This is a genomic window from Kitasatospora sp. NPDC004240, assembly GCF_053603215.1.
Genome location: NZ_JBSGFD010000005.1, coordinates 60984 through 83441, shown reverse-complemented (window position 1 = coordinate 83441; position 22458 = coordinate 60984). Strand labels below are relative to the sequence as shown.

The window sequence follows — 22458 nt, the reverse complement described above, 5'->3', positions numbered from 1 at the left end:
TCACGGCTTCCACTCGACGGGCAGGTTGGGCGCCTCGCTTCCGCTCGGCGGCACCTGCAGGGTCTTCAGGGTGAACTCCATCACCTGCTTGAACACCGGTCCGCACAGCTGGCCGCCGAAGTGGCCGTTGACCGGGCCCTGGATGGTGCAGGAGACGGTGACCCGGGGCGCGTCGGCGGGCGCGAACCCGATGAAGGACGCGGTGTAGCCGTCGTACCCCTTGCCGTTGGAGGCACCCCGGTTGGCGGTGCCGGTCTTGCCGGCGACCCGGTACCCGGGGATGGCCGCCCGGCCGCCGGTGCCCTGCTCGTCACTGACGACGGACTCCAGCATGTCGGTGAGGGTACGGGCGGTCTGCTCGCCGACCACCCGGGTCCGCTCCGGCTCCGCGGCCGGGGTGTAGTGCCCGTCCGGTGCGGTGGTGCCCTGGACGATGCTGGGCGCCACCCGGACGCCGCCGTTGGCGATGGTGGAGTACACCGAGGTGGCCTGCAGCGCGTTCAGCGACAGCGGGCCCTGGCCGAACGGGATGGTGTACGCCTCCGAACCCTGGAGGTCCTGCGGCTTCTTGAGGGTGCCGGGGGTCTCGCCGGGGAAGCCGAGGCCGGTGGGCCGGGCGATGCCGAACCGGCGCAGGTAGCCGTCCAGCACCTGGCGGGCCTCGGCCTGGTTCGCCCCCAGGGTCTCGGCGGCCATGATGGTGCCGATGTTGGAGGACTTGGCGAGCACGCCGGCCAGCGTCAGGTACCAGTCGCTGTGGTCGACGTCGTCCTTGAAGTCCACGTCGGCGCGGCGCAGCCGGTTGGGGACGGTGACCTTGGTGTCCCAGGTCGCCTTGCCCTGGTCCAGTACGGCGGCCAAGGTCATCAGCTTGGCGGTGGAGCCGGGCTCGTAGGCGTCCTGGAGGGCGGCGTTGCCGAGCTGGTTGGGCCGGGCCGAGCGCAGGTCGTTGGGGTTGAAGCCGGGCGAGGTGGCCATCGCGAGCACCTGGCCGGTCCGGACGTCCTGGACGATGACGTAGCCCTTCTCCGCCCCGGCGTTGGCCACCTGGTCGGTGATGGCGCGCTGGGCCGCCCACTGGATGTCCCGGTTGATCGTGAGGCGCAGGTCGGTGCCGGGCACGGCCGGGTCCAGCGAGCCGCCGGCGGTGGGCACCAGCCGGCCGCCCGCCTGGGCGTAGCTGCTGTGGCCCTCCTTGCCGGCCAGCTGGCCCTGGTACTGCTGCTCCAGTCCGCCCGCGCCCTCGCCCTCGGCGTTGACGAAGCCGACCAGGTTGGCGGCCAGGCCGTCCGAGGGGTAGACCCGCTTCTGGGTGTCCCGGTTGAAGACGCCGGCCAGCGGGTTGGCGCACTCGTTGTCGACCCGGGTGCGGCCGCCCTCGTCGGCGGGCTTGGCCAGCAGCCGCTTCTGCGCCTGGCAGGCCTTGGAGCCGGCCTGCTTCTCCAGGGTCTGCTTGAGGTCGCTGATCTGCTTCCTGGTGTCCGGGGTCTGCTGGGCGGCGAGCCGCTTGTAGCGGGTCTTCGGGGTGTGCAGGTCGGTGGCGATCTTCTCCTTGGGCAGGCCGAGGATCGGCGCCAGCAGCGCGGCGGCCTGTTCGGGCGCGTCCGGGATGCCGGAGGCCTCCGGGGTGAACATCGCCGGGTCGGCGGTGATGTCGTACGCGTCGACGGTGGTGGCCAGGGCCACGCCGTCGGAGGACGTTATCGAGCCGCGCTCGGCGGTGATCGGGATCTTCTGGTAGCGGTTGGTGTTGGCGTCGGCGGCCAGCGCGTCGGCGTCCAGCAGCTGGAGCTGGACCAGGCGGGCGGCGAACAGCGAGAACACCAGGCAGAGCACCACGGTGATGAACCGCAGCCGGCGGCGCGGGTCGGCCAGCTTGATGCTCCGCGGCTGGGGGCGGCCGGCCGGACGGGCCTTCGGGCGGGGCTTGGCCGGGGAGCGGCCGGGCGCGGGCGGACGGCCCTCGGGGCGGCGCTGCTGCGGCGGACGGGGCTGGGCCTTGGCGGCCGCGGGCTTGGCGGCGGCCGCCTTGGCCGGCGCGGGCTTGGCGTTGGGACTCTTGGCGGGCGGGTTCTTCGCGGCGGGGTTCTTCACCACGGGGTTCCTGGCGGCCGGGTTCCTGGCCGCCGGGTTCCTGGCGCCGGGCGCGGGCGGCTGGCGCTTGACCGGCCGGACCGGCTGCTGCCCGGGCTGCGCCTTGCGGGGCGTGGCGCCGCGGACGGGCCGGCGCCCGTCGGCGCCGCCGGAGGGCTCACGGGGGGTGCTCACCGGGCCGCACCCCCGCTCCGGGAGGCGCTCGGCACCGGGGCGGCGGGCGAGGTGGAGGGCGCGGGTGTCTGCGGGGCCGTACCGGCCGACGGGAGCGGGTTGATCTGCACGGTGCCGTCGCCGGTGGGCGCGGGGGCCGGCGCCGGGGTGGCCGGAGCGGTCGACTGGCCGGGCCGGGGCTGCGCGGGCTGCCAGGGCTCGGCGGTGGAACGCTTCACCGGCGGGCTGTCCTGGGCCGGGCCCGGCTTGCCCACCACCGTGCCGTCCGGCTGGAGGAAGGCCATGCCGCCGCCGGGCACCATGCCGAGCTCACGCGCCCGGCGCTCCAGCGCGTCCGGCGCGGCACCCTGGTCGATCTGGTGCTGGAGGCCCTGCTGCTCGTCGGTGAGCGTGGTGGTCTGCCGCTGGAGCCGGGACAGTTCGAACGAGCCCTCGTTGAGCGCGGTGTTCAGCGCGAGCAGGCCGAGCAGTCCGGCCGCGAGCAGCAGGACGACCAGCACGGCGAACGGGGTGCGCCCCCGTACCGGCCGCCGTCCCGGACGGACCGTGATCCGCGCCCTGCCGCCCTGCGCGGGGAGCGGCCTGCTCCCCTCCCTGGCCCCACCGCCGGCCACCGGCACCACCGCTCTCCCTCCGCCCTTCGGCCCCGCCCCGGCCGACCTGTCAGCCCCGGGTGCTCCGGGTCCTGATCCTCTCCGCCACCCGCAGTCGAACGGGCGCGGCGCGCCGGTTCTCCTCGATCTCCTCCTCGGTGGCCAGCTCGGCCCCCCGGGTGATCAGTTTCAGCCAGGGCTGGTGCTCCTCCGGGATGAACGGCAGCCCCGGCGGGGCGGTGCTGGTCGCCCCGGCCGCGAAGTACTGCTTGACCAGGCGGTCCTCCAGCGACTGGTAGGACATCACGACCATCCGCCCGCCCAGGGCCAGTGCGTCCAGCGCCCCCGGGATGGCCCGGTCCAGCACCTCCAGCTCGCCGTTGACCTCGATCCGCAGCGCCTGGAAGGTCCGCTTGGCCGGGTTGCCCCCCGTACGGCGGGTGGCGGCCGGGATGGCGTTGCGTACCAGTTCCACCAGACGCGCGCTGGTGGTGAACGGTTCCTTCTCGCGCTCCCGCAGGATGACCGAGGCGATCTTCCCCGCGAACCGCTCCTCGCCGTAGACCTTGAGGATCCGGGCCAGCTGGCCATGGCTGTAGGTGTTCAGCACCTCGGCCGCGCTGATGCCCCGGGTCTGGTCCATCCGCATGTCCAGCGGCGCGTCCTGGGCGTACGCGAAGCCGCGCTCCGCCTCGTCCAGCTGCATGGAGGAGACGCCGAGGTCGAACAGCACGCCCTGCACCTCGTCGATGCCGAGCCGGTCCAGCACCTCGGGGATCTCGTCGTAGACGGCGTGCACCAGGGTGGCCCGGTCGCCGAAGGGGGCCAGCCGCTCGCCGGAGAGCTTCAGCGCGGCCGGATCGCGGTCCACCGCGACCAGCCGGACCTCCGGGAACTGGGTGAGCAGGGCCTCGCTGTGCCCGCCGAGACCGAGGGTGGCGTCCACCACGACCGCACCGGGGGCCGAGATCGCCGGCGCGAGCGCGTCCATGCACCGCTGGAGCATCACCGGGACGTGCTTGGGTGCCGGTTCGTTCGTGCTCATGCGCTGTGGCGCCCTTCGTCGGTGCGGAGCCGCCCGTCGTCCGGGAGCTTCGGACCATTTTGGCCCACTGCGCACCGGCGGCCGCGCGTGGGGCTCCGGGTCAGGGGCGCGCACGTGCCCTGTGGTCCCCGCCCGCTCAAGGGGAAGGACGTGACCGCCCGGCACCGGGGAAGGTGCGCCAGGTGGCACGGAGCGGGTGGAGGCCGCAGGCCGCGTACGCCGCCGCACCGGCCGCAGCGGCCCGGTTGACGGGCCCCGGCGGGTCTGCTCCACTGCGCCGCAACTCTATCGCGCGGGCCCTGCCAGTCAATGGCCCGCTCCAGCGCACCACCCGGGCGGCGGTACGGATCGCCGCAGGTCGCGGGCGGGGTGGCGGCCGTCCCGGGAACGGGCGGGACCTGCGCGGCGCGAGCCCGCACCCCCGACCGCCCGCCCGGACAAAACCGGGCGAACCCTTCCAGCACCCCCTCGGGGTTGTGGATATGCACTCGGTCACAGCTGCCCGCTCTGTAGCCCTCCGCCCCACCACGGAGGCCCGATCCGCACTAACGTCGCCGGTATGACAGTGACTCCCGACCGGACGCCCGTGCCGACCGCCGCTGCCGAATCCGCCACCATCACCGACCGCTTCGTCGCGGCCAACCGCTCCTACGCGGTCGACTTCCGCGACGGCGGCATGGACGCCCGCCCCGTGCAGAAGGTCGCCGTGGTGGCCTGCATGGACGCCCGCCTCGACCTCTTCGCCGCGCTCGGCCTGGAGCTCGGCGACGCGCACGTGCTGCGCAACGCCGGCGGCGTCGTCACCGACGACACCATCCGCTCCCTCACCATCAGCCAGCGCGCGCTGGGCACCCGCTCGGTGGTGCTGATCCACCACACCGGCTGCGGTCTGCTCGGCCTGACCGAGGACTTCCGCCGCGAGCTGGAGCAGGAGGTCGGCCAGCGCCCGCAGTGGGCGGTGGAGGCCTTCGTCGACCTGGACGGCGACGTGCGCCAGTCCATGCAGCGGGTGCGCACCTCGCCCTTCCTGCTGCACACCGACGACGTCCGCGGTTTCGTCTTCGACGTCCACACCGGGCTGCTGCGCGAGATCGTCTGACCCCGCCCCCGTCCCCGGCCCGGCCAGCGTCGTCCGGGCCACCTCGGTTCGCGGACCCCCGATCACCGGGCGCCGGCGGCGTCCCGGCCGGGGCCCTTCCCGGGGAAAGGGTGACTTCTGGCCGCACCTCGGGGGAGAATGCGCCTGCCGGTCGGACCCCGAACCACCTGGGGCGGCCAGGCCGCAGGCCGCGCCCGGCACCGGAACCGCCACGGAACCGCGCCCGGGCACGCCGCGTCAAGCATCGGGTGGGGGCCGGCCCCGGCAGAGGGGCCAGGCGGAGCGCCAGGGAGCGTTTGGGTGACGAGCTACAACGATCAGGCCGGTCTCGAGGGTCGCGCGGGGGCCGACCGGGCCGAGAGCTACCACCCGGTGGGCCTGCCCGAGCTCGCCGGCGTCGTGGACCGGGTCCGCGCCAACGTGGAGAGCGTGATCGAGGGCAAGCCGGAGGCCGTCCGGATCGCCCTGACCGTGCTGCTCGCCGAGGGCCACCTGCTGCTGGAGGACGTCCCGGGCGTCGGCAAGACCATGCTGGCCAAGGCGCTGGCCCGGTCCGTCGACTGCACCGTGCGACGCATCCAGTTCACCCCCGACCTGCTGCCCTCGGACGTCACCGGCACCAACATCTACGACCAGCAGCGGCGGGACTTCGAGTTCCGTCCCGGCGCGATCTTCGCCCAGATCGTGGTCGGCGACGAGATCAACCGGGCCTCGCCCAAGACCCAGTCCGCGCTGCTGGAGTCCATGGAGGAGCGGCAGGTCACCATCGACGGCACCAGCTACGAGCTGCCCTCGCCGTTCATGGTCGTCGCCACCCAGAACCCGGTCGAGATGGAGGGCACCTACGCCCTCCCGGAGGCCCAGCGCGACCGCTTCATGGCCCGGATCTCGATCGGCTACCCGAGCCCCGAGGCCGAGTTCGCCATGCTCGACGTGCACGCCGGCGCCAACCCGCTGGACGACCTCCAGCCGGTCGCCCACGCGTCCGACATCCTCAAGCTGATCGACCTGGTGCGCACCGTGCACATCGCCGACCCGGTCCGCCGCTACGCCGTCGACCTGGTCTGCGCCACCCGCACCAGCCACGAGCTGCGCCTCGGCGCCTCGCCGCGCGCCACCCTGCACCTGGTGCGGGCCGCCCGCGCCGCCGCCGCGCTCGACGGGCGCGACTACGTCACCCCGGACGACATCCAGTACCTGGCCGTCCCGGTGCTCGCCCACCGCCTGATGCCCACCGCCGAGACCCAGCTCAGCCGCCGCTCCGCCGAGCAGATCCTCACCGACCTGGTCGCCCGTCTGCCGCTGCCCCGCCCGCAGGGTTCCCCGGCCGTCCGGAGGGGCTGACGTGGCCACGTCCGACAACCCGTCGGGCGTGCGCGCCGGTCTGCGCGGCCTCACCACCCGGGGCCGTTCCTTCCTCGCCGCCGGTGCCACGGCGGTGGTCTGCGCGTACGTCTTCGACCAGGACGCACTGCTGCGGGTCGGCGTGCTGCTGGCGGCGCTGCCGCTGGCCGCCGCCCTGCTGCTCGCCGGCACCCGCTACCGGGTCGCCAGCGGACGCCGGCTCAGCCCGCACCGGGCGGTGGCCGGCCAGGAGGCGCGGGTCCACCTGCGCCTGGACAACGTCTCCCGGGTGCCCACCGGCCTGCTGCTGCTGGAGGACCGGGTCCCGTACGTGCTCGGGCCGCGCCCGCGCTTCGTCCTGGACCGGGTCGAGCCGCACGGCCACCGGGAGGTCTCCTACCGGGTCCGCTCGGACCTGCGCGGGCGCTATCCGCTCGGCCCGCTCCAGCTGCGGCTGTCCGACCCGTTCGGGATGTGCGAGCTCGACCGCTCCTTCGCGGCCAGCGACGTGCTGACCGTGGTGCCCCAGGTGCAGCCGCTGCCGACGGTCCGGCTCACCGGCGAGTGGGCCGGACAGGGCGAGAGCCACACCCGCACCCTCGCGCTGGCCGGCGACGACGACGTGATCCTGCGCGAGTACCGGCCCGGCGACGACCTGCGCCGGGTGCACTGGCGCTCCACCGCCCGGTACGGCGAGCTGATGGTGCGCCGCGAGGAACAGCCGCAGCGGGCCCGCGCCACCGTCCTCCTGGACACCCGGGAGATCGGCCACCGCGGCAACGGCCCGGCCTCCTCCTTCGAGTGGGCCGTCGGCTGCGCCGCCTCCGTCGCCGTCCACCTGCTGGAGCGCGGCTACCAGACCCGGCTGCTCACCGACACCGGCCTGGCCGTGCCCGCCGCCGACGCCGGCGTCGTCAGCGGCGCCGCCGAGACCTCCGGTCTGGTCCTGGACGCCCTCGCGGTGGTCGATCTCTCCGACGGCGGCGGCCTCTCCCGCGCCGAGGACCCCCTGCGGGCCGGCGGGGAGGGCCTGCTGGTGGCCGTCCTCGGCGAGCTCGACGAGGCCCAGACCTCCCGGCTCGCCCGGCTGCGCGGCCGTACCGGCGGGGCGGTCGCGGTCATGCTCGACACCGAGACCTGGGCCGGACTGCGCAGCATCGCCCCGGGCACCGGCGGCGACGAGCACCGGGCCCGGGTGCGGCAGCTGCGGGCGGCCGGCTGGACCGTGCTGTCCGCCCGCGCCGGCGACTCCCTGCCCGAGCTGTGGCGCGCCGCCGACCGGGCGCCGTCGTCCGCCCCCTACCGAGAGGAGGCCGGCGCGTGACCCCCCGGGGCAAGCTCACCGTGTTCTCCGCGCTGGCCACCGCCCTGGCCGCGCTCTGCATGTCCCCGCTGCTCACCACCAAGGGCTGGATCACCCACGCCCTCCTGGTGATCGTCGTGCTCGCGGCGGCCGGCGCGGGCCTGCGCCGGGCCCCGGTCTACCGCTGGTCGGTGCCGGTGCTGCAGCTGCTGGTGCTGATCGTCCTGCTGCTGTTCGGCTTCACCGCCTCCACCGCCTGGGGCGGCGTGCTGCCCGGGCCGCGGTCGCTGGACTCGCTCGGGGTGATCCTGCGTTCGGGCGTCCGGGACATCCAGGAGTACGCCATCCCGGCGCCGCCCACCGAGGGCCTGCGACTGATCCTGGTCGGCTCGATCGGGATCATCGCGCTGGTCGTGGACGCCGTGGCGGTCACCTACCGGCGCGCCGCGCTGGCCGGCCTGCCGCTGCTCGCGCTCTACTCCGTCGGCACCGGGCTGGCCGGCGACAGCGGCTCCTGGGTCTGGTTCGCGGTCGCCGCGGCCGGCTACCTGGTGCTGCTCTTCGCCGAGGGCCAGGACCGGCTCTCCCGCTGGGGCCGGGTCTTCCGGGGCACCGCGCGCGGCACCGAGAGCACCGGCACCGTCAGCCAGAGCGGCCAGCGGGTCGGCGTCGCCGCCCTCGCGATCGCCCTGCTGCTGCCGGTCGTCCTGCCCCGGCTCGACGGCGGCCTGATCGACGCCCGCTCCGGCTCGGGCACCGGCAGCGGCACCGGCGTCGGCGGCACCAGCGCGCTCGACCCGCTGGTGTCCCTGGCCGCCTCGGTGGCCAAGCCCAGCAGCACCGAGCTGCTGACCTACCGGATGGACCGCACCGCGGCGGAGAACACCTACCTGCGCACCAGTTCGCTGGACGAGTTCAACGGCACCGAGTGGAAGCTCAGCAGCCCGGCCGTCACCGAGGCGAGCGGCAACATCCTCTTCGGCGCCCCCGAGGGGATGACCGACCCCACCGGGTACCGCCGGATCAACGCCGAGTTCAACCTCGGCAGCCAGCTGGAGGCCCCCGGACTGCCGATGCCCTACCCGGCCGCCACCGCCGCCATCCCGGGCGACTGGCGGGTCGACGGGCTCACCGCCACCGTGATGCCGGACAAGGGCCAGTCCACCAAGGGCCTGCGCTACCAGGTCACCGGCTACGACGTCCGGCCCACCCCGGCCAACCTGCGCACCGCCAGGACCGCCGACCCCCGGATCGTCGAGCGCTACACCCGGCTGCCCGCCGGGATGCCCCCGATCGTCCTGGAGACAGCCCGGGAGGTCACCCGGGGCGCCGGCAACGCGTACGACAAGGCGTGGGCGCTGCAGACCTGGTTCACCGGGCCGGAGTTCCGCTACGACCTCGAGGTCGACAAGACCTCCGGCACCAAGGCCATCGAGCGCTTCCTCCAGGAGCGCTCCGGCTTCTGCGTGCACTACGCCTCCACCATGGCGGCGATGGCCCGCTCCCTGGGCATCCCCGCCCGGGTCGCGACCGGCTTCACCCCGGGCACGGCCAGGGGCGACGGCCAGTACGTGGTGACCGGGATGATGTACCACGCCTGGCCGGAGCTCTACTTCCAGGGCTACGGCTGGCTGCGCTTCGAGCCGACCCCCACCCGCGGGATCGCCCCCGGGTACGCCGTCCCGGCGCCCGCGCCCACCACCGCGCCGACCCAGCAGCCGACCGCGGTGCCCAGCGCGAGCGCCGCCGTCCCGCAGCCCACCACCAGCAGCACCTGCGACCCCAAGCTGCGCCGCCTCGGCGAGTGCGGGGACGAGGGCAAGGCCGCCGCCGGCGCTTCCGACGAGGAGGTCTGGCTGCTGACCTGGCCCGCGCTGGCCACCCTGGGCGGTGTCCTGGTGCTGGTCGCCCTGCTGCTCACCCCGATGACCTGGCGGCTGCTGCGGCGCCGGCGACGGCTCGGCGCGGGCGGCCGGCGACGGCCGGGCGGTGACGGTCACACCCCGCTGACCGACGAGCAGGTGCTGGCCGCCTGGGACGAGCTGATCGAGTCCGCCTGGGACCTCGGCGTCCCGCCGGACGACTCGCGCACCCCGCGGGCGGCCGCCCGCAGGATCGCCGACAGCGCCTCGCTGGACGAGAGCGCGGCGGCCGCCGCCGGACGGGTGGCGCTGGCCACCGAGCGGGTGCTCTACTCCCGCGCCGCCGAGGTCTCCGCCCCGCTGGCCTCCGACGTCCGCGCCGCCCGGGACGGCCTGCGGGCCGGGGCCGGACGGGCCGGGCGTACCCGCGCCGTACTGCTGCCGGCCTCGTCGGTGCAGCTGTGGTGGCGGCTGTCGGACGCCGTCCTGACCGCGCGGCTCGCGGTGCGCGGCACGGTCTCCCGGGTCGTCGAGGCGGTCACCGGACCGTTCCGACGGGCCTGGGGCCGGCTGCGGGGAAGGCGCAAGGACTCCTAGGCCGACCGGGTGACCGGGTGAACCGGACGGGACGCGGGAACGCCGAAGGGCGGGCAGTCGGTCGACTGCCCGCCCTTCGGCGTTCGCGAAGCCCTGCGCGTTCCCGGCGGTCCCGGCCGGGGGGATCCCCGATGGGCTCCCCGGTGGGATCAGAAGCCGTTCTGCTCGTCCCGGCGGCGCTGCCAGCGCTGCTCCATCCGGTCCATCACCCCGGCCTTGCGGCGCGGCGGGGCGGCCGGCCGGGCGGCGGGGCCGTTGCCGGCGGGGCCCTTGCGCCAGCCCGTCACGGCGAAGACGGCGCACCCGAGCATCACCAGGAACCCGACGACGCTGACCCAGATCTGGTCGGGGACCATCACGCCGCCCATCAGCAGCCCGAGGCCCACCACGAAGCCGGCCACCGCCAGGTAGACCCGCCGGCGGGTGAAGGTGCGCAGACCGGTTCCCTCAAGCGCCGAGGCGAATTTGGGATCTTCGGCATACAGCGCTCGCTCCATCTGGTCGAGCAGTCGCTGCTCGTGCTCCGAGAGCGGCACGGAGTCCTCCTACTCGTCGGTCGCGGGTGCGACCGGTCCGCCGCCCCGGTCGGGGTGGCAAGTCCAATCAGCCTTCAGAACACGCGGTCGGACGCCTGTGCGGGGGACCCGGCCCGTGTCGTCCATATGCCCCATGCATCCGGCTGTCATGCTTACCGGCTTTACCCAGATCATACGGTCCACCGGCCCGTAACGGGGCGGTCGGCCACGCGTGGGCCCGCCCACTTCCACGGGGTCGGATCCGCATCGTGGTCAACGCGGGAGGGTGCGGACAAGTGCCCGATCCGACGGAATGGTCCGGGACCTGGGGAGCTGCCCGGCCGGACCCCCTCGGGCGCGGGCCGGCGGAGGGGTCCGGCCGGGCCTCCCGCGGTGGGTCGGCCGGGTCCGGGGGATGGCCCGGAGGGCCGGGGGCCCGGGGGCTCAGGCCAGGGTGGCCAGCAGGTGCAGCTGGGTGGCCACGGCGTGGAAGGCGGGCTGCTCGGCGGCGGCCAGCTCCAGTCGCAGCAGCGCCTCCATCGCGCCCGGCTCGGTGTCCACCAGGACCCCGGGCACCAGGTCGGCGAAGACCCGCACGCCGTGCACCGACTCCACCCGCAGGCCGGCGCCGGCGGAGAGCCGCTCCAGCTCCTCGCCGGTGAAGCGGCGGGGCATCGGGTCGCCGGCGCCCCAGCGGCCGTCGGCGGCGTCGAGGACCGTACGGGCCTCGTTGAAGTGGCCGGCCAGGGCGCGGGCGAGCACCGCGCCGTTGCGGTTGGCGGCCAGCAGGCTGACCAGGCCGCCCCGGCGCAGCGTGCCGGCCAGGCTGCCGAGCGCCTCGGCCGGGTCGTCCACGACCTCCAGCACGCCATGGCACAGCACCGCGTCGACGGACTCCGGCGCGATCACCTCGGGCAGCGTCTGGGTGTCCCCCTGGACGGCGCGGACCAGGTCGGTCACGCCGGCCTCGGCGGCCCGGCGCTCCAGCGCGAACAGCGCGTCCGGGCTGGGATCGACGACGGTCACCCGGTGGCCGAGCTTTGCCACCGGGACGGCGAAGTTGCCGGTGCCGCCGCCGGTGTCGACCACGTCGAGCACGGGCCGGTCCAGCTCGGCCGCCCGCTTCTCCAGGGCGGCGCGCAGCACCTCCCACACCACGGCGGTACGCAGGGCGCTGCGGGGACGCGTCGGGTACAAGGTGAGGACTCCTCGGCACGTACGGAATCGATCAGGTCGCCTCCACCTTAGACCGGCCCGCCCGGCGGCTCCCGCGCCCGCCTCGCCGCCCGGACCGCGCCGGGCTCACCGCCCGCCCGCCGGGTCGTCGCCGTCCAGCGGCAGGCGGGGCGCCGAGGGTGCGGCCCGCAGGCCGAGCAGGCGCTCCACCAGACGCAGGAAGAGCGCGCAGTTGCGGATCAGGTCGTCGGCGTCCCGGGCCGAGGCGGCGCCCCGGATGCCGGCCTCGGCGCCGGCCCGGCGGCGGGCGCCGGCCGCGAAGTAGACCGCCCATTCGGAGAGCTCCGGCGCGACCTCGGGCAGGACCTCCCAGGCACTGCGGATCGCCTTGCGCCGGCGCGGGTTCTTCTCCGGGCGCCCGCGGACGGCGAGCACCGCCGCGACCGTCCGCAGCGCGGCCAGGTGCGCGGTGGCGTACCGCTCCAGCGGATCCTCCAGGCCGCGGGCGCGTTCCAGGGTGCGGTGCGCGTCGGCCAGCAGGTCCAGCCCGGCTGGCGGGGCGGCGACCCGGCGCAGCACGGGGTGGACGTCGCCGGCGCTCGTCGCGGACGCGGGCCCCGGGACGGCGGCGGCACGCCCCGGGCGGTCGGGACGGTCCGGGCGCTCCGGGCGCGGGTGGCCGGTCGGGTGGTGGTGGGCGGCGGAGTGGAGGCGGGCGGTGGCGGGCTCCGGATGGCTGATCGTCATGGTCTCCCCCGGTTCCGAGGCGAGGCGCGCACGGGCCGGTCGACCCGTGCCCCTCCATCGTGAACGGCACCACTGACAATCCGTCCGGTCCGGGCGGAGAACGGCCGGAAGGGCCGTACGGAAGGGCCGGACGGCGCGGCCGCGCGGGAAGGCCGACGGGGCGGCACCGCGCGGCCGGCCTGATCCCCCGATCCAGGCCCGACCGTGCGCTACCGCCCCGCACGCCCCCTCCCCCCGCGACGCCGTCCCCCACGGCCGGCGTCACGGCTCCGGTCGTCGGTCCCCCCTGGGCCCGCTCCGCCGCCCCGTGTCGGCGGTGCCCGGCCCCGGACCGGCTCCGCTGCGGACCCCCCGGCCCTCCGCCGGCGCCGAGGCCGACGGACGGGACCCGTCCGCGTTCCCGGGCTCCGGGGCCCCTGCGGCCCGTCCTCCCGGTGTCACTACTTTCCCGTCCTCGCAGGTCAAAGACCATCCGCTCAGCTACTCAACCGCGCGTCTGAGTATCCGTACTCAGGTCCGTGCGGCCCCGCGCCGGGGGAACCGGACGGCCGTCGGCGGGCGTCCCGGTACGGTACGGCCGGGCCGCCCGGCCCGAACGGATCCGGAGGAGGGACCGATGTCGATCGTTCCGCTGATCTTCACCAGCGGAGTGGCCAGCGGGATCAACGCGTACGCCGTGGTGCTGCTGCTCGGCCTGCTGGGCCGGTTCGGCGGCGCCGAGTCGGTGCCGGCCGCGCTGGAGCGCACCGACGTGCTGATCGCGGCCGGGGCGCTCTTCCTGGTGGAGGCCGTCGCCGACAAGATCCCGTACGTGGACAGCCTCTGGGACGCCGTCCACACCGTGATCCGCCCGATCGCCGGCGCCACCGTCGCCGCGCTGCTGGCGGGCGACGACCCCGGCTCGCTGGGCGAGGTCGCGGCCGGCGCGGTGGGCGGCACCACGGCCCTGGTGAGCCACCTGGTGAAGGCCTCGCTGCGGATGGCCGTCAACACCTCGCCCGAGCCGGCCAGCAACATCGTGGTCAGCCTCGCCGAGGACCTCGCGGTGGCCGGGCTGGTCACCCTGGCGATCTTCCACCCCTGGGCGGCCGCGTCGGTCGCCGCCGTCCTGCTGCTGGCCGGGCTGCTGCTGGTGTGGCTCGCGGTCAACCGCATCCGCGCCTTCCGCGCCCGCCGCCGCGCCCGGAAGGCCGCCCGCGCCGCGGGGGCCGCCGTGGGGACGTCCTAAGATCCGTGGCATGGCACGGATCGTCATCATCGGCGCAGGTATGAGCGGGCTCGCGGCGGCCTCCCGGCTGGCCACCGTCGGGCACCGGGTGACGGTCTGCGAGGCCGGCGGCACGTACGGGGGGATGGTCGGCCGGTTCGAGCGCGAGGGCTTCGCGTTCGACACCGGCCCGGCGCTGCTGACGCTGCCCGCCGTCTACCGCGACCTGGCGCTGAAGACCGGCAGGGAGCCGCTGGAGGAGCTGGTCGACCTGGCGCCGGTCGACCCGGAGAGCCGCCACCTGCTGCCGGACGGCACCGACCTGTCGCTGCCCAACGCCTCCCGGGGCGGCGTCGCCCAGGCCCTGGACGCGGCCTTCGGCGCGGGCCACGGCGAGCGCTGGGGCGAGGTGATGAACGCCGGCCGCGCGGTCTGGGAGACCACCCGCCGCCCGCTGCTGGAGGAGGCGCTCCCGGACGACCCGGCGCCGCTGTTCACCGACCCCTACCCGGTGCCGCCCCGGCGCGGCCTGGCCCGGCTGCTGCCCGCCCCCCGGTGGACCCTCGCCGACGTCGCCGAGCAGGGGTTCGGCGGCCACCCCGGCCTGACCGCGCTGCTGTTCGAGCACGCCCTGCGCTTCGGCTTCGACCCGCGCACCGTCCCGGCGGGGGCCACCGTGCTCCCGTACATGGAGCAGTCCTTCGGCGTCTGGTACGTGCGCGGCGGCCTGCGGGCGCTGGCGGACGCGGTGTACGGACGCTGCGAGCGGCGCGGGGTGGACTTCCGCTTCGACGCCCCGGTGGCGCGGGTGCTCACCGCCGGCGGCCTGGCCACCGGGGTGCGGTTCGCGGACGGCGGCGAGCTGGCCGCCGACGTCGTGGTCTCGGCGGTCGACGCCCGGACCTTCCACACCACCGGGATCACCCCGCACGACCGCGAGGAGGACTGGCCGCGCGGCTGGCACCCGTACGAGGACGTGCCCGGCCGGCTGTCGGTGCTGCTGGCGCTGCGCGGCGCCCGTCCGGCCGGCACCGCCCACCGCACGGTGGTGCACGCCACCGACCCGGCCGCCGAGCTGATGAGCGTGTTCGGCGGCGGGCTGGAGATCGCGGAGCGACCGACCGTCCAGGTGCTGCGGCCGGACGACCCGGCGCTGCGTCCGGACGACGGCCACGAGGGCGTCACGCTGACCGCCACGGTCACCACCACCGGGGTCGACTGGACGGACCCGGCGGTCGCCGAGCGCTGCGCCGAGCGGATGATCACGGCGGTCGAGGCGGCCGGGGTGCCGCTGCGCGAGCGGCTGCTGTGGCGGGTGGTCCGCACGCCCGCGGACACCGCGCGGGAGACCGGCGCCTACCGCGGTTCGGTGCCGCGTCCGGCGCTGGCCGGCCCGCACGGCCTCTACCTGCAGGCACCCAACCGTGACCGCCTGCTGCCGAACCTGTTCCTGGTCGGCGGCGCCGCGCACCCCGGCGGCGGACTCGCCCGGGTCGGCATGTCGGCCTGCGTCACGGCCGGGCTGATCGGCCCGGCCTGAGGTCCGGCCCGAGGTAGGCCTGGCCCCGGAGCCGCGGGGCCCGGCTCAGCCCTGCTGCTGCCAGGTGGTCTGCTGCTGCTGGTAGCCGTAGTCGTACTGCTGCTGCGGGACGCCCTGTTGCTGCTCGGGCTGCCACTGCTGCTGGGCGTTCTGGTCCCAGCCGGGCTGCTGCTGCGGCACCTGGTAGGTGCCGTACGCGTCCTGCTGCTGGGCGTAGCCGGCGTACGGGTCGGCCTGCGGCTGCTGGTAGGTGCCGTAACCCTGGTCGTACGCGAAGGCCGGCTGTTCCTGCGGCTGCTGCCACTGCTGCTGGTGCTGCTGGTCGTAGCCGGACGGGTAGGCGGCGGCGTACGGGTCCTGGTACTGCGGCTGGGCCTGCTGGTCGTAGTAGCCGGGGGCGTAGACGCCGTCGGCGGCGAGCTCCTGCATCTCGTACCCGGCGGTCTGCTCGTAGCCCTGCTGACCGTACCCGGCGACCGCCTCGAAGGCGGCGGTCCGCTCGACGGCCGGCGACTCCTCGGCCACCGGCTCATAGGAGGGCCGGGGCTCGTAGGAGGGCTGCGGCTCGTAGGAGGGCTCGGGCTCCTCCTCGACCGCGCCGACCTCGCCGACCCGGGTGACCGCCACGGCCGCCGCGCCGGCCGCGACCGCGCCGCCGCCGGTCAGGTCGCCGAGCAGCGGCACCTTGGCGAGCGGGCCGGGCAGTTCGCCGTCGCCGCGACGCAGCGACCAGCCGGCGGTGTAGCCGCGCTTGACGGAGAGGGTGACGAAGACCTGGCCGGCCGCGAAGAGGGCGGCGCCCACACCGATGACCACGACCGAGCCGAGCGCCATGCCGGCGACGACGGCGAGGAATCCGGCCAGCGCCGTGCCGCGCCAGTGCAGCGGGGCGCGGTTCTGCAGCAGCAGTTCGGCGATCAGCCAGAGCGCCACCACCGCCAACGCGACGTACAGCAGCAGGTACCCGATGCCCATCCGCCCGCTACCTCCAGCTCGCGTGCCCGCGCTCGTCGCGCGTGTGCGGCGACTGTACCCGCTCAACGGCCCGGCCACCGCATCGCGTTCCCGGGCCGTCGACGGGCTTCGCGGTCAGCGCCGGTGCAGTCCGAGGTTCTGGTAGATCTCCAGCGTGGAGGTCGATCCGTTCAGCGTGATGAAGTGCAGACCGGGCGCGCCCTCGGCCAGCAGCCGCTCGGACATCGCGGTGGCGTGCTCCATCCCGACCTCGCGCAGCGCCTGCGGGTCGTCGACCACGGCCCTCAGCCGGGCCTCCAGGTCGGCGGGGAACGCCGACCCGCTGAGCTGCGGGAACCGCACCAGCTGCTTGGCGTTGGTGACCGGCATGATCTCCGGGATGATCGGCGCGTCGCAGCCCGCGGCGGCGACCCGGTCGCGCAGCCGCAGGTAGTCGTCGACCTCGAAGAACATCTGGGTGATGGCGTAGTCGGCGCCGCTGCGGATCTTGGCCACGAAGTGCCGGATGTCCTCGTCCCAGTCGGTCGAGCGCGGGTGCATGTTCGGGGAGGCGGCCACGCCCACGCAGAAGTCGCCGATGCCCTTGATGAGCTCGACCAGTTCGTACGCGTAGGTGACGCCCTCCGGGTGCCGCACCCACTCGCCCATCGGGTCGCCGGGCGGGTCACCCCGGACGGCGAGGACGTTGCGCACGCCCTGGTCGGCGTACTGGCCGATGATGTTGCGCAGCTCGGCGATCGAGTGGTCCACCGCGGTGAGGTGGGCGACCGGGGTCAGGGTGGTCTCGGTGGCGATCCGGCCGACCATGTTGACCGTGCGCTCGCGCGAGGAGCCGCCGGCGCCGTACGTCATGCAGACGAACTCGGGGTTGAGCGGTTCGAGCCGGCGGATCGCGTCCCACAGCTTCTGCTCCCCGGCCTCGCTGCGCGGGGGCATGAACTCGAAGGAGAAGGACCGCTTGCCTGCCGACAGCAGATCGCGCACCGTCAGTGCGCGGTCGGTTCTGGTCGAGGCGATGCCGAGTGCCATGCTGGCAGGTTAGCCGCGATCCGAAGGGGCCGGACAACTCGGGTCCACGGATTGAGACATCCGGTGGACGGCCTTCCGGTTGTGTCCGGGGCCCCGCGGGACCCCCTCCCGGGCCGCCCTGCGGCGGCGTCCGTACAGCCGTTCGCGGCCGCCCGGCTAGGCTTTGCAGCATCCCAGCGAACTCCGGAGCCCCATCGTGACCTCGTCCAGCAGCCGGCCGGCCAACCCGATCGACGTGGAGGCCGTGCGCGAGCGCGTCAACGGCGCCCTCGTGGAGTTCATGGACGGCCAGGGCGCCCTGCTGGAGAAGATCTCCCCGCAGCTGGGCCCGGTCGCCGAGGCGCTGCGCGACTTCCTGCTGGACGGCGGCAAGCGGCTGCGCCCGGCCTTCTGCTACTGGGGATGGCGCGGCGCCGGCGGCGCCGCCGAGGAGCCCGGCATCGCCAACGCGGTGGCCGCCCTGGAGCTGCTCCAGGCGAGCGCGCTGGTGCACGACGACCTGATGGACCGCAGCGACACCCGACGCGGCCTGCCCTCGGTGCACCGCCGCTTCGAGGCGCTGCACCGCGAGCGCGGCTGGCGCGGCGACCGCGAGCAGTACGGGGCCTCGGCGGCGGTGCTGCTCGGCGACCTGCTGCTGATCTGGTGCGACGAGCTGTTCCTGCGCTCGGGCCTGGGGTCCGCCGCGGTGCTGGCCGCCAAGCCGGCCTTCGACCTGATGCGCACCGAGGTGATGCTCGGCCAGTACCTGGACGTGCTGGAGCCGGTCGCCGGCGACTCCACCGACGAGGGCGCCCTGGAGCGGGCGCAGACCGTCCTGCACTACAAGTCGGCGAAGTACACGATCGAGCGGCCGCTGCAGGTCGGCGCGCTGCTCGCGGGGGCCGGCCCGGAGCTGGTCGAGGCGTACGCGGCGTTCGGCCTGCCGCTGGGCGAGGCGTTCCAGCTGCGCGACGACCTGCTGGGCGTCTTCGGCGACCCGGCGGTCACCGGCAAGCCCGCCGGGGACGACCTGCGCGAGGGCAAGCGCACCCTGCTGGTCGCGCACGCGATGCGGGCGCTGGCGCCGGCGGACGCCCGGCACCTGGACGAGCGGCTGGGCGCGCCGGACCTGGCGGCCGAGGAGGTCGCCGGGCTGCGCGAGCTGGTGGCCCGCAGCGGGGCGGCGGAGCGGGTGGAGCGGCGGATCGAGGAGCTGATGCGCCAGTCGATGGCCGCGCTGGAGGCGGCGCCGCTGGCCGACGAGCGGGCCCGTGCGGTGCTGCTGGCGCTGGCCGAGGCGGCCACCGTCCGCAAGTACTGAGGCCCGCATCAGGGGTGCCGGGCCGGCCGCCGCCGTCCGCCGGGGTACCGGGAACGGCGGCGGGCCGGTGGTTCAGCTCCCGCGCAGCCGGCGGGAGAGCTCGGCCGCGGCGGCCCGCGGGTCGTCGGCGGCGGTGATCGCGCGGACCACCACCACACGGCTCGCGCCGGCCGCCAGGACCTCGTCCAGGTTGCCCAGGTCGATGCCGCCGATGGCGAACCACGGCCGGTCGGTGACCTGGCGCGCCGCGTACGAGACCAGGCCGAGGCCCGGGGCGTGGCGGCCCGGCTTGGTCGGGGTGGGCCAGACCGGGCCGGTGCAGAAGTAGTCCACGCCGGGCTCGGCGATCGCCGCGTCCACCTCGGACTCGGCGTGGCAGGAACGGCCGATGATCACGCCGTCGCCGAGGATCGCCCGGGCGGCCGGCACCGGCAGGTCGTCCTGCCCGAGGTGCAGCACGTCGGGGCGGGCGGCGTGGGCGACGTCGGCGCGGTCGTTGACGGACAGCAGCTTGCCGTGCCGGCGGCACGCGTCCGCGAAGACCTCCAGCGCCGCCAGCTCCTGCTTCGCCTCCAGACCCTTGTCGCGCAACTGCACGACGTCCACGCCGCCGGACAGCGCGGCGTCCAGGAACTCGGCCAGGTCGCCCTGCTCGCGCCGGGCGTCGGTGCACAGGTAGAGCCGGGCCGCGTCGAGCCTGTCGCGCGGGTCGCTCACAGGGCCATCGCCTGGGCACGGCGCTTGACCTCGGTGGCACGGTTCTCGTGCAGCGCCTGGATCGGGGTGCCGGGCAGTGACGGGTCCTCGGTGAACAGCCACTCCAGGATCTCCTCGTCGGAGAACCCGCTGTCGCGCAGCACCGTCAGGGTGCCGAGCAGGTGCTTGACCGGGCCGTCGTCGGTGATGAAGGCGGCCGGGACCTGGAGCGACTTGTTGGGGCCGCGCCGCACCGCGACCAGGTCGCCCTTCTTGACCATGTTGCGGATCTCGGTGACCAGCACGCCCCACCGCTCCGAGATGTCGGGCAGGTACGTCCACTCGGGGACCAGGGCTTCAATCTTGGGATCGATCTCACTCACGGCACCAAGCTACCCCGCCACCGCGGCCTTCAGGGGCACGGAGGGGTCGGCGGCGGCCGCGCGGTCGAGCACGGCGGCCCGATCGACCAGCCGGCGGCCCTGGGTGAGGTCGCGCGGGCGGTCCACCGCGAGCAGCGCGCGCAGGGCGCCGTCGCGCAGCCACAGCACCGTCCAGGACGGGTCCCCGGGCGCGCCGCGCCACAGCAGCTCGTCGCCCTCGCCGTGCCGCCCGGCGTACTGCACCATCCGGCCGAACTGCTCCGACCAGAAGTACGGCACCGGGTCGTACGGCGCGTCCGCCCCGAGCATCGAGGCGGCCGCCGCCGCGCCGGACTGCAGCGCGTGGTCCCAGTGCTGGACGGCCAGCCGGGCGGCGGAGCGGGCGGAGGGATAGCTGACGCAGTCGCCGGCCGCGTACACCTCGGGCAGGGCGGTGCGCAGCCGGTCGTCCACCACCACCGCGCCGGTCGCGTCCAGCTCCACCCCGGAGCCGGCCAGCCAGCCGGTCGCCGGGCGGGCGCCGATGCCCACCACGACCTCGTCGGCGGGCAGGTGCGAGCCGTCCGCCAGCAGGACGGCGCCGGCCTCCACCGCGGCCACGCCGACGCCGCAGCGCAGCTCCACCCCGGCCTCGGCGTACCAGGGGGCCATCGCCCGGCCGATCTCCGCCGGGAGGGCGCCGGTGACCGGTGCCGGGCCGGCCTCGACCACGGTCACCTCACAGCCGGCCGTCCGGGCGGCGGTCGCCACCTCGGCGCCGATCCAGCCGGCGCCGACCAGCACCAGCCGCAGCCCGGGGCGCAGCAGGGCGCGCAGCGCGAGCGCGTCGTCCAGGGTGTGCAGCAGGTGGGCCCGCTCGGCGCCGGGCAGGGCGCGCGGGGCGGCGCCGGTGGCGATCACCAGCGCGCCGTACGGCAGGTCGCCGGCGTCGGTGTGCAGCACGCCGGGGGTCAGTCCGGTGGCCCGGCGGCCGGTGAGCACCTCGACGCCCAGGTGCGCGAAGTCGATGTCGAGGGTGGCGCCGTCGGCCTTGCCCAGCAGCACGTCCTTGGAGAGCGGCGGCCGGTCGTACGGCGCGTGCGGCTCCTCGCCGACCAGGACGACCGGCCCCGCCCAGCCCCCGTTCCGCAGGGCCGAGGCGCACCGTGCCCCCGCCAGCCCCGCCCCGACGACCACCGCCCGCTCACCTGCGCTCAGCTCTGCCACGGGCGCCACTGTACTGGCGCCGTCGCACCGGGTGTCCGGCCGGTGGGCGGGCCTTCAGCCCCGGCGTAGGCCGGAGTTAAGGTGGGGGCACCATCGCGGGAGCCCGGCGTACCGGGCTGAGAGGCGGGCTGGCACGGCCCGCGACCGTCCGAACCTGATCCGGGTCATGCCGGCGAAGGGAGAGCAGGGACTTTGACACGCTTGGCGAAGGGCGCCCACGCCGACGTCCTGGTGATCGGCGGCGGGGTGATCGGCCTCGCGGTCGCCTGGCGGGCGGCCCAGCGGGGACTGTCGGTCACGGTGGTCGACCCGCACCACGGCGGCGGCGCCGTCGGGGTCGCGGCGGGCATGCTCGCCCCGGTCACCGAGCTCCACTACGGCGAGGAGCCGCTGCTGCGCCTGGGCATGGCCTCCAACGAGCGGTACGCGGCCTTCGCCGCCGAGCTGACCGAGGCCACCGGCCTGGACACCGGCTACCGGCGGTGCGGCACCCTCGCGGTGGCGCTGGACTCCGACGACCGGGAGGAGCTGCGCGAGCTGCACGCCTTCCACCTGCGGCTCGGCCTGGACTCGCACTGGCTGACCGGCCGGGAGGCGCGCCGGATGGAGCCGATGCTCGCCCCGGGCGTGCGCGGCGGTCTGCACGTCACCGGCGACCACCAGGTGGACGGCCGCCGGCTGTCCGCCGCGCTGGTGCGCGCCTGCGAGCGGGCGGACGTGCTGCTGCACCGCACCGAGGTGACCGGGCTGCTGGTCGAGGGCGACCGGGCGGCCGGCGCCCGGCTGGCCGACGGGGGGACGGTCACCGCCGACCGGGTCGTGCTGGCGGCCGGCCCGCGGAGCCATCTGCTGCCCGGGCTGCCGGAGGGCGTGCTGCCCGCGATCCGTCCGGTGAAGGGCCAGATCCTGCGGCTGAGCGTCCCGGAGCCGTACCGCCCGTTCCTCTCCCGCAACGTGCGCGCGGTGGTCCGCGGCCAGCACCTGTACCTGGTCCCCCGCGAGGACGGCGAGCTGGTCATCGGCGCGACCAGCGAGGAGCAGGGGTACGACACCACGGTCACCGCCGGCGGGGTGTACGAGCTGCTGCGCGACGCGCACGAGCTGGTCCCGGGGATCACCGAGCTGCCGCTGGTGGAGACCTCCGCCGGGCTGCGGCCGGGCTCGCCGGACAACGCGCCGCTGCTGGGGCCGACCGCGCTGCCGGGCCTGGTCGCCGCCACCGGCCACTACCGCAACGGCGTGCTGCTCACCCCGGTCACCGCCGACCTGCTCGCCGAGTACCTGGCCACCGGGGTGGTCCCGGCGCTCGCCGAGCCCTTCTCCCCCTCCCGCTTCAGCCCCAGCCCGAAGGTCCCCGCATGAGCGACATCCCCCTGACCGTCAACGGCGAGCCCCGCGAGGTGCCCGCCGCGACCACCCTGGCCGAGGTCGTCGCCACCCTCAGCCGGGCCGGCGCCGGCGTCGCCGCCGCGGTCAACGAGGCCGTGGTGCCGCGCAGTTCGTGGGAGCGCACGCCGCTGAACGCGGGCGACCGGATCGAGATCCTCACCGCCGTGCAGGGGGGCTGAGC

General features: G+C 75.5%; 20 protein-coding genes and 1 riboswitch. Of the genes, 9 read left to right on the top strand and 11 right to left on the bottom strand.

Annotated features, from left to right (window positions below):
• From ACWEQL_RS02675 to rsmH, 3 genes are all read right to left on the bottom strand, one after another.
• On the bottom strand, positions 1 to 2268 hold the full coding sequence (locus tag ACWEQL_RS02675; RefSeq protein WP_452148313.1) for a penicillin-binding transpeptidase domain-containing protein: 2268 nt from the start codon (positions 2266 to 2268) through the stop codon (positions 1 to 3).
• Positions 2265 to 2768, bottom strand: coding sequence for an FtsB family cell division protein (locus tag ACWEQL_RS02670; RefSeq protein ID WP_452148312.1), 504 nt, complete (start codon positions 2766 to 2768; stop codon positions 2265 to 2267). Before ACWEQL_RS02670 ends, ACWEQL_RS02675 begins: the two co-directional genes overlap by 4 nt.
• Before the next feature lie 163 nt (positions 2769 to 2931).
• Positions 2932 to 3906, bottom strand: a complete 975-nt coding sequence (gene rsmH / locus ACWEQL_RS02665) for a 16S rRNA (cytosine(1402)-N(4))-methyltransferase RsmH (RefSeq protein ID WP_452148311.1) — start codon at positions 3904 to 3906, stop codon at positions 2932 to 2934.
• A gap of 559 nt (positions 3907 to 4465) precedes the next feature.
• On the opposite strand from rsmH, the gene ACWEQL_RS02660 reads away from it, so the two are divergent.
• The 4 genes from ACWEQL_RS02660 to ACWEQL_RS02645 all read left to right on the top strand — a co-directional run bounded on the left by ACWEQL_RS02660 (position 4466) and on the right by ACWEQL_RS02645 (position 10111).
• Positions 4466 to 5005, top strand: a complete 540-nt coding sequence (locus tag ACWEQL_RS02660) for a beta-class carbonic anhydrase (protein WP_452148310.1) — start codon at positions 4466 to 4468, stop codon at positions 5003 to 5005.
• A 372-nt stretch (positions 5006 to 5377) separates the two neighbouring features.
• A complete protein-coding gene (locus tag ACWEQL_RS02655) occupies positions 5378 to 6349 on the top strand; it encodes an AAA family ATPase (protein WP_452148337.1) in 972 nt (323 codons plus the stop codon).
• 1 nt (position 6350) lies between these two features.
• Positions 6351 to 7673, top strand: coding sequence for a DUF58 domain-containing protein (locus ACWEQL_RS02650; RefSeq protein ID WP_452148309.1), 1323 nt, complete (start codon positions 6351 to 6353; stop codon positions 7671 to 7673).
• Positions 7670 to 10111 carry a transglutaminase family protein gene (locus ACWEQL_RS02645; RefSeq protein ID WP_452148308.1) on the top strand — a complete coding sequence of 814 codons (2442 nt, stop codon included), beginning with the start codon at positions 7670 to 7672 and terminating at the stop codon, positions 10109 to 10111. Before ACWEQL_RS02650 ends, ACWEQL_RS02645 begins: the two co-directional genes overlap by 4 nt.
• A 149-nt stretch (positions 10112 to 10260) precedes the next feature.
• Here ACWEQL_RS02645 and ACWEQL_RS02640 read toward each other — a convergent pair whose 3' ends face one another.
• From ACWEQL_RS02640 to ACWEQL_RS02630, 3 genes are all read right to left on the bottom strand, one after another.
• On the bottom strand, positions 10261 to 10647 hold the full coding sequence (locus ACWEQL_RS02640; protein ID WP_452148307.1) for a DUF3040 domain-containing protein: 387 nt from the start codon (positions 10645 to 10647) through the stop codon (positions 10261 to 10263).
• 423 nt (positions 10648 to 11070) lie between these two features.
• Complete coding sequence (locus ACWEQL_RS02635) at positions 11071 to 11823, bottom strand: methyltransferase domain-containing protein (protein ID WP_452148306.1); 753 nt, start codon at positions 11821 to 11823, stop codon at positions 11071 to 11073.
• A gap of 105 nt (positions 11824 to 11928) precedes the next feature.
• The gene (locus ACWEQL_RS02630; RefSeq protein ID WP_452148305.1) at positions 11929 to 12549 is read right to left on the bottom strand and encodes an SAV_6107 family HEPN domain-containing protein; all 621 of its coding nucleotides are present in this window, start codon (positions 12547 to 12549) and stop codon (positions 11929 to 11931) included.
• A gap of 616 nt (positions 12550 to 13165) precedes the next feature.
• Between ACWEQL_RS02630 and ACWEQL_RS02625 the strand changes: the two genes are divergently transcribed.
• Positions 13166 to 13777 (top strand): DUF4126 domain-containing protein, encoded by a 612-nt coding sequence (locus ACWEQL_RS02625; protein WP_452148304.1) that lies wholly within the window; start codon positions 13166 to 13168, stop codon positions 13775 to 13777.
• A 10-nt stretch (positions 13778 to 13787) separates the two neighbouring features.
• A complete protein-coding gene (locus ACWEQL_RS02620) occupies positions 13788 to 15296 on the top strand; it encodes a phytoene desaturase family protein (RefSeq protein WP_452148303.1) in 1509 nt (502 codons plus the stop codon).
• A 45-nt stretch (positions 15297 to 15341) separates the two neighbouring features.
• Here the strand turns inward: ACWEQL_RS02620 and ACWEQL_RS02615 are convergent, their stop codons facing one another.
• Positions 15342 to 16271, bottom strand: a complete 930-nt coding sequence (locus ACWEQL_RS02615; protein ID WP_452148302.1) for a hypothetical protein — start codon at positions 16269 to 16271, stop codon at positions 15342 to 15344.
• 114 nt (positions 16272 to 16385) lie between these two features.
• A complete protein-coding gene (gene metF, locus ACWEQL_RS02610) occupies positions 16386 to 17300 on the bottom strand; it encodes a methylenetetrahydrofolate reductase [NAD(P)H] (RefSeq protein ID WP_452148301.1) in 915 nt (304 codons plus the stop codon).
• Between the two features lie 196 nt (positions 17301 to 17496).
• Here metF and ACWEQL_RS02605 point away from each other — a divergent pair, with 196 nt between their 5' ends.
• A complete protein-coding gene (locus tag ACWEQL_RS02605; RefSeq protein WP_452148300.1) occupies positions 17497 to 18603 on the top strand; it encodes a polyprenyl synthetase family protein in 1107 nt (368 codons plus the stop codon).
• 72 nt (positions 18604 to 18675) lie between these two features.
• Here the strand turns inward: ACWEQL_RS02605 and thiE are convergent, their stop codons facing one another.
• The 3 genes from thiE to ACWEQL_RS02590 are packed head-to-tail and all read right to left on the bottom strand — an operon-like array spanning position 18676 to position 20897.
• Positions 18676 to 19320, bottom strand: a complete 645-nt coding sequence (gene thiE / locus ACWEQL_RS02600) for a thiamine phosphate synthase (RefSeq protein ID WP_452148299.1) — start codon at positions 19318 to 19320, stop codon at positions 18676 to 18678.
• Positions 19317 to 19682, bottom strand: coding sequence for an Rv2175c family DNA-binding protein (locus ACWEQL_RS02595; RefSeq protein ID WP_452148298.1), 366 nt, complete (start codon positions 19680 to 19682; stop codon positions 19317 to 19319). The genes thiE and ACWEQL_RS02595 overlap by 4 nt, the downstream gene beginning before the upstream one ends.
• A gap of 9 nt (positions 19683 to 19691) precedes the next feature.
• Complete coding sequence (locus tag ACWEQL_RS02590) at positions 19692 to 20897, bottom strand: NAD(P)/FAD-dependent oxidoreductase (RefSeq protein WP_452148297.1); 1206 nt, start codon at positions 20895 to 20897, stop codon at positions 19692 to 19694.
• A 76-nt stretch (positions 20898 to 20973) separates the two neighbouring features.
• A riboswitch (TPP riboswitch) is annotated at positions 20974 to 21086 on the top strand.
• On the opposite strand from ACWEQL_RS02590, the gene thiO reads away from it, so the two are divergent.
• Complete coding sequence (gene thiO / locus ACWEQL_RS02585; RefSeq protein ID WP_452148296.1) at positions 21081 to 22250, top strand: glycine oxidase ThiO; 1170 nt, start codon at positions 21081 to 21083, stop codon at positions 22248 to 22250. Its footprint overlaps the riboswitch before it by 6 nt.
• The gene (gene thiS / locus ACWEQL_RS02580) at positions 22247 to 22456 is read left to right on the top strand and encodes a sulfur carrier protein ThiS (RefSeq protein WP_452148295.1); all 210 of its coding nucleotides are present in this window, start codon (positions 22247 to 22249) and stop codon (positions 22454 to 22456) included. Before thiO ends, thiS begins: the two co-directional genes overlap by 4 nt.
• Positions 22457 to 22458 lie beyond the last annotated feature (2 nt).